Below are 14,379 nucleotides of genomic sequence, written 5' to 3'. Positions count from 1 at the left end.
GTATTTTTACCTGCGACTCCCGTGATTCCTGTATGGTCGACGTCCTGGAGAACAAGCGGGCCGCAACGCGGTTTCGGGTCCTCGTGGAGATCGCCGAGCGCCAGCCCGCAGTGAGTCAGGGCGAAATCGCCGACGCTGTCGGTGTGACGAGCCAGGCCGTCAGCGAGTACATCCGTGAACTCGTCGACGACGGCCTCGTCGAGAAGGAAGGGCGGTCGCGCTATCGCGTCACGAAAGAGGGCGTCGACTGGGTGTTCCAGTCCGCGACCGACGTCCGCCGGTTCGCCGACCACGTCACCGACGACGTGCTCGGCAGCGTGCAGGAAGACGCCGCCATCGCCACGGCGGATCTGGCGGAAGGCGAGACGGTCACGCTCTCGCTATCAGACGGCCTGTTGCACGCTGACCCCGGCGGCGGCGACGCGACGGGCGTGACGACGACCAGCGCCGCAGAGGGCGAGGTCGTCGGCGTCACCGGCTTCGAGGGCGTCATCGACCTCGACCCCGGCCACGTCAGCGTCATTCAGGTCCCGCCGGTCCGGTCGGGGCCGGTCGAGAACATCGACGACATCGCCGCGGCCTGTGCAGATGTCCCTATTGTTACCGCCGCGGGCGTCGAATCCGTCGTTGCGCTCCGCGATGCCGACATCGAACCGACAACACATTTCGCGGCGGGTGAGGTGGCCGCCGCCGCCGCATCGCGGGGACTCGATGCTGTTGTCGTCGCGACACAGGACACCGTCGGGCGTGTGACCGACGCACTCCGCGATGCGAGCGTCGACTACGACGTGACACAGTGACCCGCGAGTAGCGGGACTTTTCCGGTCGGCTGCCGTCGGGACAGCCATGAGCGACCACGAGATGCACGACGCTGTTGAGGCATTCCTAAACGAAGCCGACGACGCCTACGGTGAGTACGAGCAAGGCTACACCGACGCTGATGCGACACTCAGACGACTTGAGACGGCTATCGAGGAACTGCGGACGTCGACTGAGGAGTAGGACGCCGTTCATTGTCGGGCGAACAATATTGTAGGATTAGGTTCATGTAGCTCGTATGACTGATGTGGTTCTGGTCGACGGCGCACGCACCGCACACGGTGAACTGCTGGGAAGGCTCACAGACCGAAGCGCGATAGCGCTCGGCAGTGCGGCCGTCGAGGGACTGCTCAATCGGACCAGCGTCGACGAGGACAGTGTTGACTGGGTCGGCCTCGGAAACGCGGTGCAGGCCGGCGTCGGTCAGGTCCCGGCCAGACAGGTCGTCGTCGAATCGCCGCTCCCTGACGACGTGGCTGCGACGACACTCAACGAGGCGTCGGGGTCGGGACTGCGAGCGATCACAACCGCCGCCGACCGCATCGAGGCCGGTCGGGCGTCGGTGTGTCTCGCCGGCGGCATGGAGTCGATGTCGAACGCTCCGTATCTCGTGCCGGATATGCGCGGCGGTCGCCGCCACGGGAACAGCGAACTCGTTGACGCGATGATATGGGACTCGCTGTGGGACAAACAGTACGACGCGCATATGGGCACGCTGACGGAGGAACTCGCCGCCGAGCACGACATCAGCCGCGAAGCCCAGGACGAGTACGCTCGGCGGAGCAATCACCGAGCCGGCGAGGCTATCCAGTCCGGGCAGTTCACCGAGGAACTCGTTCCTGTGGAAACGGTGGACGGGCTCGTGACAGAGGACGAAGGGCCACATCCGGACACGACGGTAGATAAGCTGGCGGCGCTCCCACCGGCTTTTGCGGACGGTGGGACAATCACCGCCGGCAACGCATCGAAGCTTTCTGACGGGGCAGGTGCAGTGGTGCTAGCCGACGCCGAGACGGTCGAGCGCGAGGGGCTGGGGCCGATGGCCCACGTCGAGGACTACGCGGTTGCCTACCGCGATCCGTCGGAGTTCTCAATCGCGGTACGGGACGTAGTGTCGAAGCTCCTAGAGCGCAACGACCTCGCCGTCGCCGACGTGGACCACTTCGAACTCAACGAGGCCTTTGCCGCGCAGATGGTGTACGTCGCCGACGAACTCGACATCCCCGCCGAAAAGCACAATCCCCTCGGCGGCGCGGTGGCGCTTGGCCATCCAATCGGAGCCAGCGGCGGCATCCTCACGACCACGATGCTGTATGCGATGGAGCGAGCGGATCATCATCGCGGCATCGTGGGGATGAGCGTCGGCGGTGGCGGCGCGATTGCGATGAGCGTTGTCCGATAGGACCGCCAGCGGCGAGGCGAGTGAGTGTCGGCGGTGGCGGCGCGATTGCGATGAGCGTCGTCCGATAGGACCGCCAGCGGCGAGGCGAATGAGCGTCGGCGGTGGCGGCGCAATTGCGATGTCTGTGGTGCGCTAGCGAAATCGGGAAGAATTATCGGGCCGGCCGCCCCCAGAGAGAGTATGACTGCATTCTCCCGGCGGGTAGAGCAGGTATCGATCTCGGGCATCCGCGAAGTGTTCGAGGCGGCGGGCGAGGACGCAATCAACCTCGGCCTCGGCCAGCCGGACTTCCCGACGCCGGAGCACGCGCGCGAAGCGGCTGTCGAGGCAATTCGAGCGGGAGACGTCGATGCCTACACGTCGAACAAGGGGACCGAGGAACTCCGGGAAGCCATCGCCGCCAAGCACGAGCGGGATAACGACCTTGAGGTCGACCCCGGAGACATCATTGCCACGTCGGGCGGGAGCGAGGCGCTGCATATCGCGCTGGAGGCCCACGTCGATGCAGGACAGGAGGTCATCTTCCCGGACCCGGGCTTCGTCTCCTACGACGCGCTGACCCACCTCGCCGGCGGGACGCCGCGACCTGTCCCACTGCGCGAGGACCTCACGATGGCCCCTGAGACGGTCGAGGAGGCCATCACCGACGACACGGCGGCGTTTGTCGTAAACTCGCCCGCAAACCCGACCGGAGCGGTCCAGTCCCCCGAGGATATGCGGGAGTTCGCCCGCATCGCCGATGAGCACGACGTGCTGTGTATCTCTGACGAGGTGTACGAACACCAGGTGTTCGAGGGCGAGCATCGCTCGCCGGCGGAGTTCAGCGAGACGGGCAACGTCGTCATCGTCAACGCCTGCTCGAAGGCGTACTCGATGACGGGCTGGCGGCTCGGCTGGGTCACCGGGGCGACGGACCGCATCGAGCGGATGCTGCGGGTCCACCAGTACGCACAGGCCTGTGCGTCAGCCCCGGCCCAGTACGCCGCCGAGGCGGCGCTGACCGGCCCACAGGAGCCCGTCGCGGAGATGCGCGAGGCTTTCAAAGAGCGGCGGGACGTGCTGCTGGATGGCCTCAATGAGATGGGACTGGATTGTCCGACGCCCAAGGGCGCGTTCTACGCGATGCCGAAGGTCCCCGACGGCTGGGTGGACGAAGTTATCGACCGTGGGGTCGTGGTCGTCCCTGGCGATGCTTTCGGCGAACACGGCGCGGGCTACGCCCGCATCTCCTACGCGACAGACATGGAGACGCTGGAAGAGGCCATCGACATCATGGCCCACGCGACGGCGGCGCTCCGCTGAGCGCTTGGAGGCGAATGGAACCACGGACAGTCGCCCCGAAATTGGAACAGTCTCGGAAGAGAGTGCGAAGAAACGCTTTATCCGACGCCCGTCTTGACTCCGGTATCCCATCGTGGCATATGAATCCAAGTCCAGCGCGCTGTTCGACGGGGAGAGACAGGACTATACGACGGGCAGACACAGTTCCCGGGAGGACAGTGGGATGGAGAAAGCGCTCTGGTATCTGCTGACGGCGACACGCGGCGGTGCCAACCGGGCGCGTATCATCGACGCTCTCGCGGACCGACCGATGAACGCAAACGAACTCGCCGACGAACTCGACGTAGGCTACAAGACGATCAGACATCACATGGAACAGCTAGAGGACCACGACGTGGTCGAATCCGGCGACGAGGAGTACGCCAAACTCTACTTCCTGACTGACCGGTTCGACAACTACCGCGACACTTTCGAGGAAATCGTGGAGAAGATGGACGAATGAGGGGACAAATTACCATCCGGACCGCGGCCAGCCAACAGGAGGGGTGGTGCTGATGGCGATGGGACCGCTCATCACCGCTGCGGCCATCCTTGGCGGGCTTAACGTCCTATTGTTGCTCCCGCTGCTGGGCGTCTGGGTCCGTAACTACGCGACGTTCCGGACGGGGCTCGTCGCCGGCCTCATCGCTTTCGCCGTCGCGATGCTCGCCGAGAACGCCATCGCCGTCTACTTCTTCTTCTCGATGCAGAGCTTCTACGCTGGCGACCCACACGTCCAGCAAGCCGTGCTGGTCCTTCGCTCGTTGCAGTTCGTCGCAATTGCCGGACTGAGCTACACGACGCTTCGGTAGCGCGGTCCCGGGAGTACCCCCGCGGTAGTGGCAAGTGGTGCAGCCTCGCACCACGAGTACTGTACCGCCATGGAGACGAACACGTTCGGGACAAGCGCCTGACTAACGGGGACAGTTATCGAACGTATGAGCACAGAGCACCAGGAGGCGGTACAGGAACTCGACGTTCGGGACGTTGACGGGGAACCGTTCGAACAGATCATGAGCGCCCTCGATTCTGTCAGCGAAAGCGAGGCGCTCAGGCTGGTGAACAGTTTCGAGCCAGTACCGCTGTACGACGTCCTCACGAGAAAGGGATACCAGTACGACGCGGAGCAGGTCGCCGACGAAGAGTGGCACGTCACAATCAGGCCGGAGTGAGGTGGGACCTGAGCACGACTCGTGGTGGTTCATCACCGCCAGCGCGCTGTGGGCCTACTCCGCGACAATGCTGTCGAGCAGCTTCGTCTGGGCGGCGGCAAGGTGTTCCGCGAACGTCGAGACGGAGATATCCAGTTCCGTCGCCACGTCGCCGGCGTTGGCCCCTTTCGGATATTCGAAGTACCCCATATCGACGGCGGTTTCGAGCACTTCCTGCTGCCGGTCGGTGAGTTTACTTCGGTCGACGAGAATCGAGTCCACCGGGTCCACGTCGCCGTTCCGCCGCATCGACCGGAGCGAAACGCCGTCGTACAGTTCTTTCAGCCGCGTCACGATAGCGCGCACCCGGTCGACATCAGGCGCGTGGAAGGTCAGGCGGAGCTGCCCGCCCTCAGCACGGATATCCGCGACCGGACAGTCATACGTTTCGACCGCCTCGCAGACGCACTCAGTTCGCGACCGGGAAAACTGGTAGCGGGTCCCGTTGCCCGTCACGAACACTTTCTCCATGTCCTCCCGTGCCTCGATTGCCCCGTCGTCAGTACCCGTCGCGGTGAACTCTTCGATGACCTGCCCGTCTGCATCTGGGCTGCTTCGGGCGACATCGGTCACGGCCGTGCCCGCCTCATCCGAGACGCTCGCCACCGGACAGGCCCCCGGGGCGTCGACCGACAGCTCCACTCTAATGCCGGAGTCGCTCATGTAAGATACTGTGACACCACATTACAAAACGGGCGAGGCGCGTTCCCACGGAGTGAAAAATCCCCTCAATCTGCCGGGTGCTGGTCAGGAACCGATCCCTCGAACCCGTCCGGCCGGTAGTCACACAGCGGGTCCGCCGCCAGCGGGTCCCCCGTCGTCGCGTACGCTCGCGACCGACTGCCGCCACAGACCGTCCGGTATCGACAGGCCCCGCATTTGCCCGTCAACGCGTCGTCGTCCCTGAGTCGCTGGAACAGCGGCGACTCCCGGTAGATGTCGACGACGCTTTCATCACGAACGTTGCCCGCCGACTCCGGCAGGAACCCGGAGGGATACACCTCGCCGGTGTGGCTCACGAAGGCAAATCCTTTGCCGGCACGGATACCCATCCGCCGTTTGAGCCCGCTGCCGCCCTCGTCCTGTTGCTCCATCGCGACGCGTCGGTAGTGGGGCGCTTCGGTCGTCTTGAGGCCGAACGGTGCCTCGTCGCTGACCTCGTGGAGCCACTTCAACACGCGCTCGGCTCGCTCGGGGGCAATCGGCGTCAGGACCCGCCCGCGACCGACCGGGACGAGGAAGAACACCGACCACAGCACCGCATCGAGGTCCGCGACGAGGTCCCGGATCGCCGGCAGTTGCTCGACCGTCTCAGCACAGACGGTGGTGTTGATCTGCAGCGGGATGTCGAGGTCACGGGCCGCCTTGGCGGCCGCCATCGTCGCCTCAAAGCTCCCGGACTCACCCCGGAACGTGTCGTGAGCGTCGCTGTCGCCGCCGTCGATGGACAGGGCCAGCCGCCGAAGTCCGGCGTCGTCGAGTTCGGCCAGTCGGTCCCGCGTGAGCGAGGTCGTCCCGCTGGGGGTCATCGTCATCCGGAGACCCTGCTCGGTTCCGTAGTCGACGAGTTCCGGGAGGTCCTCGCGAGCGAGCGGGTCGCCACCCGAGAGGACAACCAGCTGGCCCTCGCCGAACTCGCTGGCTTGATCCAGCAGCGCCTTCCCCTCCGCCGTCGAGAGCTCGTCGGGATGCCGGCGAGGCTGGGCGTCGGCCCGGCAGTGCTTGCACGCCAGTTCGCAGGCCTGTGTCACTTCCCATATCAGCACCAGCGGCTGCTGGTCGAGGTCGAGTTTTCCGCGCATCTATGCCTCCCGGTAGACGCGGGTAACGTGGCCTCCACAGCCACACTGCTGGACGTACTCCGTTGTGATCGTCTCATCGAACGCTTCGTCCAGCGCGTCAAACAGATAGGTTTCCGGGTGGCCGTGGTCGGCGTGGCTCACCAGATTAACGTGATTCCCAGCCGTCGTCATCTCGACGGCATCGATGGCCTGTTCGACGACCACGTCGGGGTCTTCGGCGTGTGCGGGCGTCTCCAGGTTCGCCGACCAAGAGGTGTCGTGAACCTCGGTTGTAACCGGCGGCACGTCCTCGTGGGAATGGCTCATATGTACCGGTTGACGGCGGGCGTCCCTCGGTCCTATCCCGAAGATGTTCGGGTTATTATACACAACGGATTGCAGAGAGGAATTCGTCTGAGCGACTTTATCACACGTATTGCTACGACACCTGTTCGACCAGCCAGTCGAACTGCTTGTTCAGTTCCTTCTTGCGCTGTCGTGAGATAACGGTCGAATCGATCATCTCGCCGAGTACCGGGAGGTCAAGTGCGCTGTACTCCGTCGTCGCCGTAACTTCAGTCCCGCCGTCGACGGCCTCGACCGTGTACTCTGTCATCATCGACTCGAAGATGCCCTGCCGTTGCTCGTACCGCAGCACTGCGTCAGTCTCGACGATTTCCAGATCCAGTTCGATTTCGAAGAGTCCGACGCGGTTCGTGATGCCGAGGTCGTCCCTGTCCAGTGTCACCTCGTCGAACCCTGCTGCAAGCATAAACGGCTCTACGTCCGTTATCAGCGCAGTGACGGTCTCCGGGTTAGCCGGGACCGTCCGGGTCAGCGAAACGCGCTCCATACCAGACGGCCAGTGGCCGGCGAGATAAGCGTTCGCCATACCCGAAGATGTTCGACGCTGTGGTTTTGTCCGACCTGATTTCGTGTTGACAGCGTGGGACACCGCCCCCCAAGTTTCTTGTCCCCATCGCAGGTAGACGAACATGTTCGGGAGTACGGACGCAGGGGTCGGGCGAATATATTCGGTTACGCCAATGCCACACGCTGAACTCACACTCACGATTCCGGAGGAAATCTGGATCGGCGATGTCTCGCGAGCGTACGACGACGCGACGTTTCGCATCCTGTCTGCGCTCCCCGGCGAGGACGCCGGTGTCGGGCTCGCGGAGATTACATCGGACGACCTCCCGGCGGTGCTCCGTGATATCGAGAACCGCGAGTCGGTCACAACTCTCGAAATCCTCTCTCACCGTGACGACAGCGCACTGGTTCAGTTCGAGACATCGATGCCGCTCCTGCTCTTCCCAGTGCAGGGCTCGGGTGTCCCGCTGGAAATGCCGTTTACCCTGTCCGACGGCGAGGCCGTCTGGGAGATATCAGCGCCACAGGAGCGACTCTCCGAACTTGGCGAGCAACTGGAGGAATTCGGCATCTCCTTCAGTGTCGACCGCATCCAACAACACCTCGAAACCGAGCAGGTGCTCACCGAGAGCCAGCTAGAACTGGTTCAGGAGGCCATCGACGCGGGCTACTACGACACGCCACGGGAGTGCTCACTGACGGAATTGGCGGACCGCGTCGGCATCGCGAAGTCGACCTGCAGTGAGACACTCCACCGCGCAGAGGAGCAGATACTCAAGCAGTTCGTTTCGGACCACCCGGCGCGGTGACTGGAAGTCGAAGGGCGTAATACGCGCCTCTGTGAGAGGTACGACATATGAGTTCCGACGCGGTCGACGAGACACACGAAAACGCCCGACAGGAGGTCATCGCGGTAGACGCCGATGACAACGAGGAGGGACTGGTCAATCGGCTCGACGCCCACACTGGCGACGGTGTTCGCCACCGCGCGTTCACCGCTCTGCTGTTCGACGAGAACGACCGAATCCTGCTCGCACAGCGCGCGGCGAACAAGCGCCTCTGGGATACACACTGGGACGGGACCGTCGCCTCCCACCCTGTCGAAGGTCAGACGCAGGTCGAAGCCACCGAGGAACGGCTCGAAGAGGAACTGGGCATTGACCCCTCGCAGTACCAGAACCTCCGCGTGACCGACCGGTTCGAGTACAAGCGCTACTACGAGAACGCTGGCCTCGAATGGGAAGTCTGTGCGGTCCTGCAGGCCACACTCCACGACACCTCGCTGGAACCGAACCCCGAGGAGGTCGACGGCCTCATGTGGGTCCCCTACGAGCGACTGCGTGAACATCCCGAGTACTACCGTCAGCTCCGGCTCTGTCCCTGGTTCGAGATCGCGATGCGCCGGGACGAAGAACGGTAACGCCGACGCCTCGATGCGACGGTGTACACCGACGCTCGGGGAGTCACTAGCAGTACGGTCGGCAGGCATTGCAGTGATGACATCCCGACCCGTTTCCTTTTCGGCCCCGCCGCCTAACCCCGGGTATGGACGTTCCGCTGTACGACTCCCTCGACAGCCAAGTCGTACTCGTCACCGGCGCCACGCGGGGCATCGGGAAGGCAATCGCCGACGGGCTGGTCGACCTCGACGCGACGGTGTACGCCGGCGCTCGTGATACTGACGACATCGAGGCGACAGACCGTCACGCTATCGAACTTGACGTGACTGACGACGACGGGATGGTCGCCGCAGTCGACCGCATCGAGCGCGAGCAGGGCCGGCTTGACGTGCTGGTCAACAACGCCGGCGTGATGGACTCACGGGAACCGCTCGATGGTATGCCGACCGACGTCATCGACCACACCTTCGACACGAACCTCCGAGGAGCGGTGCTCATGACGAAGTACGCCCTTCCGCTGTTGCTGGCCGAGGCGGGCGGTCGCATCGTCACCATGTCTTCCGGCCTCGGCGCCATCACCGAGAGTCAGTCAGGCGGCACGCCGGCCTACCGCATCTCGAAGACGGGCGTCAACGGGTTGACGAAGTACCTCGACGGCGAGTACGCGGCCGACGGCCTCATCGCCAACTCGGTGTGTCCGGGATACGTTCAGACGGACATGACTGAGGGGAGTGCCCCCCGAACGCCCGAAAAGGGTGCTGAGACGCCAGTATGGCTCGCTCGCTTCCAACCCGACGCGCCGAGCGGGCGGTTCTGGCGCGACAAGGCTGAAATCGAGTGGTAGCAGCCGGCATCAATCAGCGTTCTCGCCGTGGACTGCCGCGGGCTCGTCCGTCGCATGGGCTGGCTCAGCCGCCGGCAGTTGCAACTCCACAGTCGTTCCCGGCTCGTCTGTGGCGGGGAACGACATCCGGCCGCCGAGGTTCCGAACGATCCAGTTGACGAGCCAGAGCCCGACGCCGGAGCCGTGTTTGAGCGGCGTTTCGGTTCCCGAGCGGATAACCTCGCGCTCGTGGTCGGTGATACCGGGACCGTTGTCGTGAACGGCCACATGGACACCCGGCGTTCTATCGGCCCGTGTCGCCGTAATCTCGACCGCAACTGGGCCCGCATCGGTTGCCTGATGTTCGACAGCGTTCTCGACCAGTTCCTCCAGCGCGATGAGGACCGACGGACCGCCCCGTATCCAGATATCATTCTCGCAGGTGAGCGTAATCGCCACGTCAGGATGACGGTCCTGCGCATCGCTCACGACCGAGTCCAGCAGCGTCTGAAGCGCTGTCGGGCTGTGCTGTTCGGTCTCTAGAGCCTCGGTGACTCGGCCGATCTTGTTGCTGCGGTCGACGATGTCGTCGACTGTGCTCATAATACGGTTGAGTCGCTCGCGTTCGTCGGCATCGGCCGTATCCCTGAGCAAGTCCGCGTTCCCCTTGACGACGTTCATCTCGTTTCGGATATCGTGACGGAGCAAGCGGTTAAGCACATCTAGCCGCTGTTCGCGCTGTCGGCGGTCTGTGATATCACGAAGGCTGATGAGATGGCCAGAAACAACACCGTACGCGCGGTACAGCGGTATCACGCGCACGTCGTAGTACCGGACGCTGCCGTCGCGTTCGAGGGCCGTCTCGGTCTGCGTTCGCTCACCCGGGCCGGGGACTGTTTCGGCGAGTGTCGGTGACGCCTGCGGTAGCGAACGGCCCAGAAGCGTGTTCTGGTCACCGTCGAACAGCGCCGTGGCGGCCGCATTGACGTCAACGATACGGCGCTCGTCGTCGACAATGATGACGAGGTCGTCCATTTCCGTGAAGATAGCTTCCCGACCCAGTTCCCGGGTCACCGGTGCCACATCAAGTAGTTGCCCGCGGAGGATGGCGACCGAGAGGACGGCCCCCGACGCGACGTACCCAAGGCTTGTCGGATTAAACGTGGTTGGAACCACATCAAGCACAAACAGCGTCTGGATGACCGTCGGGACGGTGATGGCGAGTAGCAGCGCGAGCCCCTGACCCTGAAACACCTGGTTCGACCGGAACAGCATCCGCAACAGGAGGAAACTGCCGGCGAGGATTAACAGCAATATGTAGGACATATGGCCCCAGTACATGAGTTCGAACGCGGGAACGAGCGTCACCGACGATGCTGAGACGAATTGGGTCTGGCGGCCGGACCAGATGAGTTCGTGGGCATGGTTCGACCACACGAGCGTGACAAACACCGCCGGTTCGACGAGCAACAGCGCTGTTCGGCGTTGCGTGAGCCAGTGTGGGTGCCCCGTGTACTCGATAACCGTCACGAGCCACGCGACAGGGATGATTACTGAGAGCGTTAACTGTGCCTGAACGAGCCGCTCCATGGTGGACAGCCCCGGCACAGCGAGTTCGATACCGTACGCAACGGCCCAGAGGCTCGCCGCGACGACGAACACTGCCAGCGGTCCTGCCCCCGGCCGGTCCCGGTGGAGCCACACCAGAAAGGCGACAGCCATGCCGACGACACCCGACAATAAAACGACAGTAAGCGGCGACAGGACCATTCAGTAGCCTAGCAAAGGCGTCCCTGATATAATTATTCTCGGTCACTTCGACTGCGAACGGACCGCAGACCACACCGCAAGCGCACCGAGTGCGAACGCCGGAACGAGCGGGAGCGTGAGATAGGCATCCCGGAGCGTGAGGCCGAAGCTACTGATAACGCTCTGGGCGGCCGGCAAGAGCAAAATTGCGCCAGGGACGAGCAGGAACGCCACGCCGATCATCCCGACAAGAATCCAGCCGCTCGTCCCGAATTCGGGACCGTCGACAGCTTCCGTGCCCGTCTCACTCTCCGCACGCGACGTATCTGTGGCCTGTGGCTCCGTGTCAGGGCGATGGACGTAGCCGGACTCGTCGTCAGCCATCGGTACGCACCCCGTCCCTGCTCGGACGGTGCATCACGATGGGACGGCCTCCAGTAATACCGACGGAACAACGTGGCTGCATATCTCGGAGTCAGGCAAGCGTGTGCAAAACGCTAACGGTCCCACTACTGCGACAGCCCGGGCGCTTCCTGACACGAGATGTCACGCAGGCTCATCTGATGTCCACTGTCGGAAGTATGTGCGTCCCGCTGCCCCTCCGCGACCGATGCGTCTTCGTACAGTCCCTCGAACGCACACTCATGGCAAACGACGTGATATCTCCCACCCATACATTTTTATTCTTCTTTCTATATTTTAAGACTATCGGTTTCAGATATTATATGTATTGCAGTTCCGTAAACGGTCGTCAGGGTATTTATTCACGGCGGCCGATGAAGTCGTATGGTGGATTTCCAGTCCCGTGACACACGCCGAGGGCCGACTGACGGGGAAGACGATGAAACGGATGAGGACGAGACGCGGGGCGACGAGGAATCCGCAGCAGCCGATACTGACGACGAGGCCACCACTTCGGACCCCACCGAAGCAGCCGATCCAGCGGCGGGAAACGACAACAGAGCGCCAGAAGAAGCTGACAGCACAGCGACGCCTGTAGCAGATGATACCGCAGAGAACAGCGACGAGCCTACCTCGAAGCCCGAAACCGATAGCTCTGTCACGGACCGTATCGACGAGGCGGCGGATCACAGTGTGGGCAGCCAATCAGCGACCGAAACACAGGACGCTGAAACGGCTGCTGAGGCGACACAGAGACCTGACGAGGAAGCCAGCGCCGAGACACAATCAGCTACGCAGCCGAGAGACACACCGCAGGAAGCGGCAGTTCAGACAACGGATGCGGCACCAGCGCAAACAGTGACCCAGACCGACGCGGCGCAAGAGCAGTCAGTGGCCATCGCCGTCGTCACAGTCGGGACGGCGACAGAGGAAGGCGACCCGACGGGCGAGGCAGTGGAGACAGCACTCGAAGCGACCGGCCAGACAGTCACAGCCCGCGAACGCCTTCGAGGGGACTATGACGGCATTCAGGAGGCCGTCGACAGGTTGGTCGGGCGTGACGACGTGGAGGTCGTCGTCACCGCGGGGGGACTCGGCGTCGCCCCGGCGGAGCAGACGCTCGAAGCTGTCCACCCCCTGTTCGAGAAAGCCCTGCCGGGATTCGAGGAAGTGTACCGGGGCCTCCTCTTCGAACAACAGGGGACCGAGGTCATCGCCATCCGTGCGACGGCCGGGATCGCCGATGGGACGCCAGTGTTCTGCCTGCCCGCGGACCCGGCGGCGGCCCGTGTCGCCATTGACGAGATCATCGCGGCGGAAGCCCCGTCACTCGTCGCTGAACTGTCCTAACCCACAGCCGGCGGATTCATGGTATCAGTCTTGTGTCCGTTTACCCGACTTAACGTGATATTTGCCGGCTCGCTCCGGGCCACCAGTTTTGCCGATGCCAACGGCCCATACTCCCGAATATCGGCTGTTTAAACGGATAAATCGCCGTGAAAGGTCGTTAACTGCGCCGCCCATTGAAGTGGAGACAGTCCACAGAACCGGGTGTCATGTCCGATCGCAACGCGACACGACGCGGCGTGCTCAAGGGTATCGGCGCGACAGCTGCAGCTGCACTGGGTGGGGCGGCCCTCTCCGGGACAGTTGCGGCGGCCGGTCCCTGGGAGTCCGTCGAGTCCCCGACCGGGAACACCCTCCACGATGTCGAGTTCACCGCGGCCGGTGCGTACGCGGTGGCGGGTGGCGGTATCGTCCTCGAACGAACCAGCACAGGCTGGCAGAAGGTCATCGGCGGCGGCCCGACCGGCAACGGCAACAGCCTCTACGGGGCCGACGTGACCGACGACGCCAAGGCCCTCTGGTTCGTCGGTGCCTCGGGCGCTATCGGCGAGTACGACGTGGAGTCGGGCGTGCTTACCAACCACAGCGCTCCGATGGATGTCACCAACAACTTCAACGACGTGTCCGTGACCGGCAGCGCCGGCGAGGCAAACGTCTACGTCGCCGGCGACTCCGGCAAGATGTACTACAGCTTCGAGAACGGCGCGAGTGAGACGTGGGACTACACCACGCCCGGGTCCGGGTCAGCCATCAATGCTGTCGACTTCCACGGGGTCCGCTCGGGCCATATCGTCGACGGCAACAAGAGCGTCTTCGTCACCGATGACGGGTCGACGTGGGACAAGATCGGCCTCGCCGACGCCAACGTCAACTTCTACGGCGTCGACTCCGACGGCCCGGACGACGTGTGGGTCTCCGGCGGTGGCGGTATGGTGTTCCACTGGAACGGCTCTGAATGGACGCCGACCGACACAGGCGATGCCGGCCTGCGAGACATCGAGGTCACCGACGACGACAGCACCGGCTACACAGTCGGTGGCGGTGGCAAGGTGTACGCCCTCGGCGGTGGCGACTGGACCCCGGATGAGACGCCCGCCGGCGAGAACCTGACGGCCGTCGTCCGCGGCGGCACCGACATCGCGGTCGGTTCGGGCGGAACTATCCTGGAGAAGTAGGCACCACCGCAGGTCACTAGCTGGCCGCTCGCACCTGCGTCGAAAAACGGCCCGCTGGCGTTTTGACAGTGTGGCAA

Annotated in this window: 19 protein-coding genes; 12 read left to right on the top strand and 7 right to left on the bottom strand. The window is 63.6% G+C overall.

The window, feature by feature from the left end:
• The first annotated feature begins 32 nt into the window (after positions 1-32).
• The 7 genes from G9463_RS08005 (at position 33) to G9463_RS07975 (ending at position 4,713) form a co-directional block, all read left to right on the top strand.
• Complete coding sequence (locus G9463_RS08005) at positions 33-800, top strand: MarR family transcriptional regulator (RefSeq protein WP_011224835.1); 768 nt, start codon at positions 33-35, stop codon at positions 798-800.
• A 46-nt stretch (positions 801-846) separates the two neighbouring features.
• Positions 847-1,002: a hypothetical protein gene (locus G9463_RS08000; protein ID WP_004963619.1), complete on the top strand. Its 156-nt coding sequence runs from the start codon at positions 847-849 to the stop codon at positions 1,000-1,002.
• 55 nt (positions 1,003-1,057) lie between these two features.
• Positions 1,058-2,221: a thiolase family protein gene (locus tag G9463_RS07995; protein ID WP_165896416.1), complete on the top strand. Its 1,164-nt coding sequence runs from the start codon at positions 1,058-1,060 to the stop codon at positions 2,219-2,221.
• Positions 2,222-2,401: 180 nt separating this feature from the next.
• Entirely contained in the window at positions 2,402-3,523 is a 1,122-nt protein-coding gene (locus tag G9463_RS07990) for a pyridoxal phosphate-dependent aminotransferase (RefSeq protein ID WP_165896415.1), read from the top strand.
• 202 nt (positions 3,524-3,725) lie between these two features.
• Positions 3,726-4,004, top strand: coding sequence for a winged helix-turn-helix domain-containing protein (locus G9463_RS07985; protein ID WP_004963627.1), 279 nt, complete (start codon positions 3,726-3,728; stop codon positions 4,002-4,004).
• Between the two features lie 52 nt (positions 4,005-4,056).
• Positions 4,057-4,353: a hypothetical protein gene (locus tag G9463_RS07980; RefSeq protein ID WP_004963632.1), complete on the top strand. Its 297-nt coding sequence runs from the start codon at positions 4,057-4,059 to the stop codon at positions 4,351-4,353.
• 126 nt (positions 4,354-4,479) lie between these two features.
• Complete coding sequence (locus tag G9463_RS07975) at positions 4,480-4,713, top strand: DUF2249 domain-containing protein (protein ID WP_007189010.1); 234 nt, start codon at positions 4,480-4,482, stop codon at positions 4,711-4,713.
• A gap of 54 nt (positions 4,714-4,767) precedes the next feature.
• Here the strand turns inward: G9463_RS07975 and G9463_RS07970 are convergent, their stop codons facing one another.
• The 4 genes from G9463_RS07970 to G9463_RS07955 all read right to left on the bottom strand — a co-directional run bounded on the left by G9463_RS07970 (position 4,768) and on the right by G9463_RS07955 (position 7,386).
• Complete coding sequence (locus G9463_RS07970) at positions 4,768-5,415, bottom strand: helix-turn-helix domain-containing protein (protein ID WP_004963636.1); 648 nt, start codon at positions 5,413-5,415, stop codon at positions 4,768-4,770.
• 65 nt (positions 5,416-5,480) lie between these two features.
• Positions 5,481-6,554: a radical SAM/SPASM domain-containing protein gene (locus G9463_RS07965; protein WP_165896414.1), complete on the bottom strand. Its 1,074-nt coding sequence runs from the start codon at positions 6,552-6,554 to the stop codon at positions 5,481-5,483.
• Positions 6,555-6,860 carry a CGCGG family rSAM-modified RiPP protein gene (locus G9463_RS07960; RefSeq protein WP_165896413.1) on the bottom strand — a complete coding sequence of 102 codons (306 nt, stop codon included), beginning with the start codon at positions 6,858-6,860 and terminating at the stop codon, positions 6,555-6,557.
• 112 nt (positions 6,861-6,972) lie between these two features.
• Entirely contained in the window at positions 6,973-7,386 is a 414-nt protein-coding gene (locus G9463_RS07955; RefSeq protein ID WP_240149971.1) for an SRPBCC family protein, read from the bottom strand.
• A gap of 193 nt (positions 7,387-7,579) precedes the next feature.
• Between G9463_RS07955 and G9463_RS07950 the strand changes: the two genes are divergently transcribed.
• From G9463_RS07950 to G9463_RS07940, 3 genes are all read left to right on the top strand, one after another.
• Positions 7,580-8,215 (top strand): helix-turn-helix domain-containing protein, encoded by a 636-nt coding sequence (locus tag G9463_RS07950; protein ID WP_121303685.1) that lies wholly within the window; start codon positions 7,580-7,582, stop codon positions 8,213-8,215.
• Positions 8,216-8,262: 47 nt separating this feature from the next.
• Complete coding sequence (locus tag G9463_RS07945; RefSeq protein ID WP_004963652.1) at positions 8,263-8,826, top strand: NUDIX domain-containing protein; 564 nt, start codon at positions 8,263-8,265, stop codon at positions 8,824-8,826.
• A 125-nt stretch (positions 8,827-8,951) separates the two neighbouring features.
• Positions 8,952-9,650 (top strand): SDR family NAD(P)-dependent oxidoreductase, encoded by a 699-nt coding sequence (locus G9463_RS07940; RefSeq protein WP_007189014.1) that lies wholly within the window; start codon positions 8,952-8,954, stop codon positions 9,648-9,650.
• A gap of 9 nt (positions 9,651-9,659) precedes the next feature.
• On the opposite strand, the gene G9463_RS07935 is transcribed toward G9463_RS07940, so the two are convergent.
• From G9463_RS07935 to G9463_RS07925, 3 genes are all read right to left on the bottom strand, one after another.
• On the bottom strand, positions 9,660-11,399 hold the full coding sequence (locus tag G9463_RS07935) for a histidine kinase N-terminal 7TM domain-containing protein (RefSeq protein ID WP_127013579.1): 1,740 nt from the start codon (positions 11,397-11,399) through the stop codon (positions 9,660-9,662).
• Between the two features lie 42 nt (positions 11,400-11,441).
• Positions 11,442-11,762, bottom strand: a complete 321-nt coding sequence (locus G9463_RS07930; RefSeq protein WP_007189016.1) for a hypothetical protein — start codon at positions 11,760-11,762, stop codon at positions 11,442-11,444.
• A gap of 125 nt (positions 11,763-11,887) precedes the next feature.
• Entirely contained in the window at positions 11,888-12,052 is a 165-nt protein-coding gene (locus G9463_RS07925; protein WP_164734741.1) for a hypothetical protein, read from the bottom strand.
• A 112-nt stretch (positions 12,053-12,164) separates the two neighbouring features.
• Between G9463_RS07925 and G9463_RS07920 the strand changes: the two genes are divergently transcribed.
• Both G9463_RS07920 and G9463_RS07915 read left to right on the top strand, forming a co-directional pair.
• Positions 12,165-13,130, top strand: a complete 966-nt coding sequence (locus tag G9463_RS07920) for a molybdopterin-binding protein (protein WP_165896411.1) — start codon at positions 12,165-12,167, stop codon at positions 13,128-13,130.
• Positions 13,131-13,336: 206 nt separating this feature from the next.
• Positions 13,337-14,302 (top strand): hypothetical protein, encoded by a 966-nt coding sequence (locus G9463_RS07915; RefSeq protein WP_165896410.1) that lies wholly within the window; start codon positions 13,337-13,339, stop codon positions 14,300-14,302.
• Positions 14,303-14,379 lie beyond the last annotated feature (77 nt).

Source organism: Haloarcula sp. JP-Z28, assembly GCF_011440255.1.
In the GTDB taxonomy this organism is placed as follows: Archaea; Halobacteriota; Halobacteria; order Halobacteriales; family Haloarculaceae; genus Haloarcula; species Haloarcula marismortui.
This window is presented reverse-complemented; position numbering and strand designations above follow the sequence as displayed.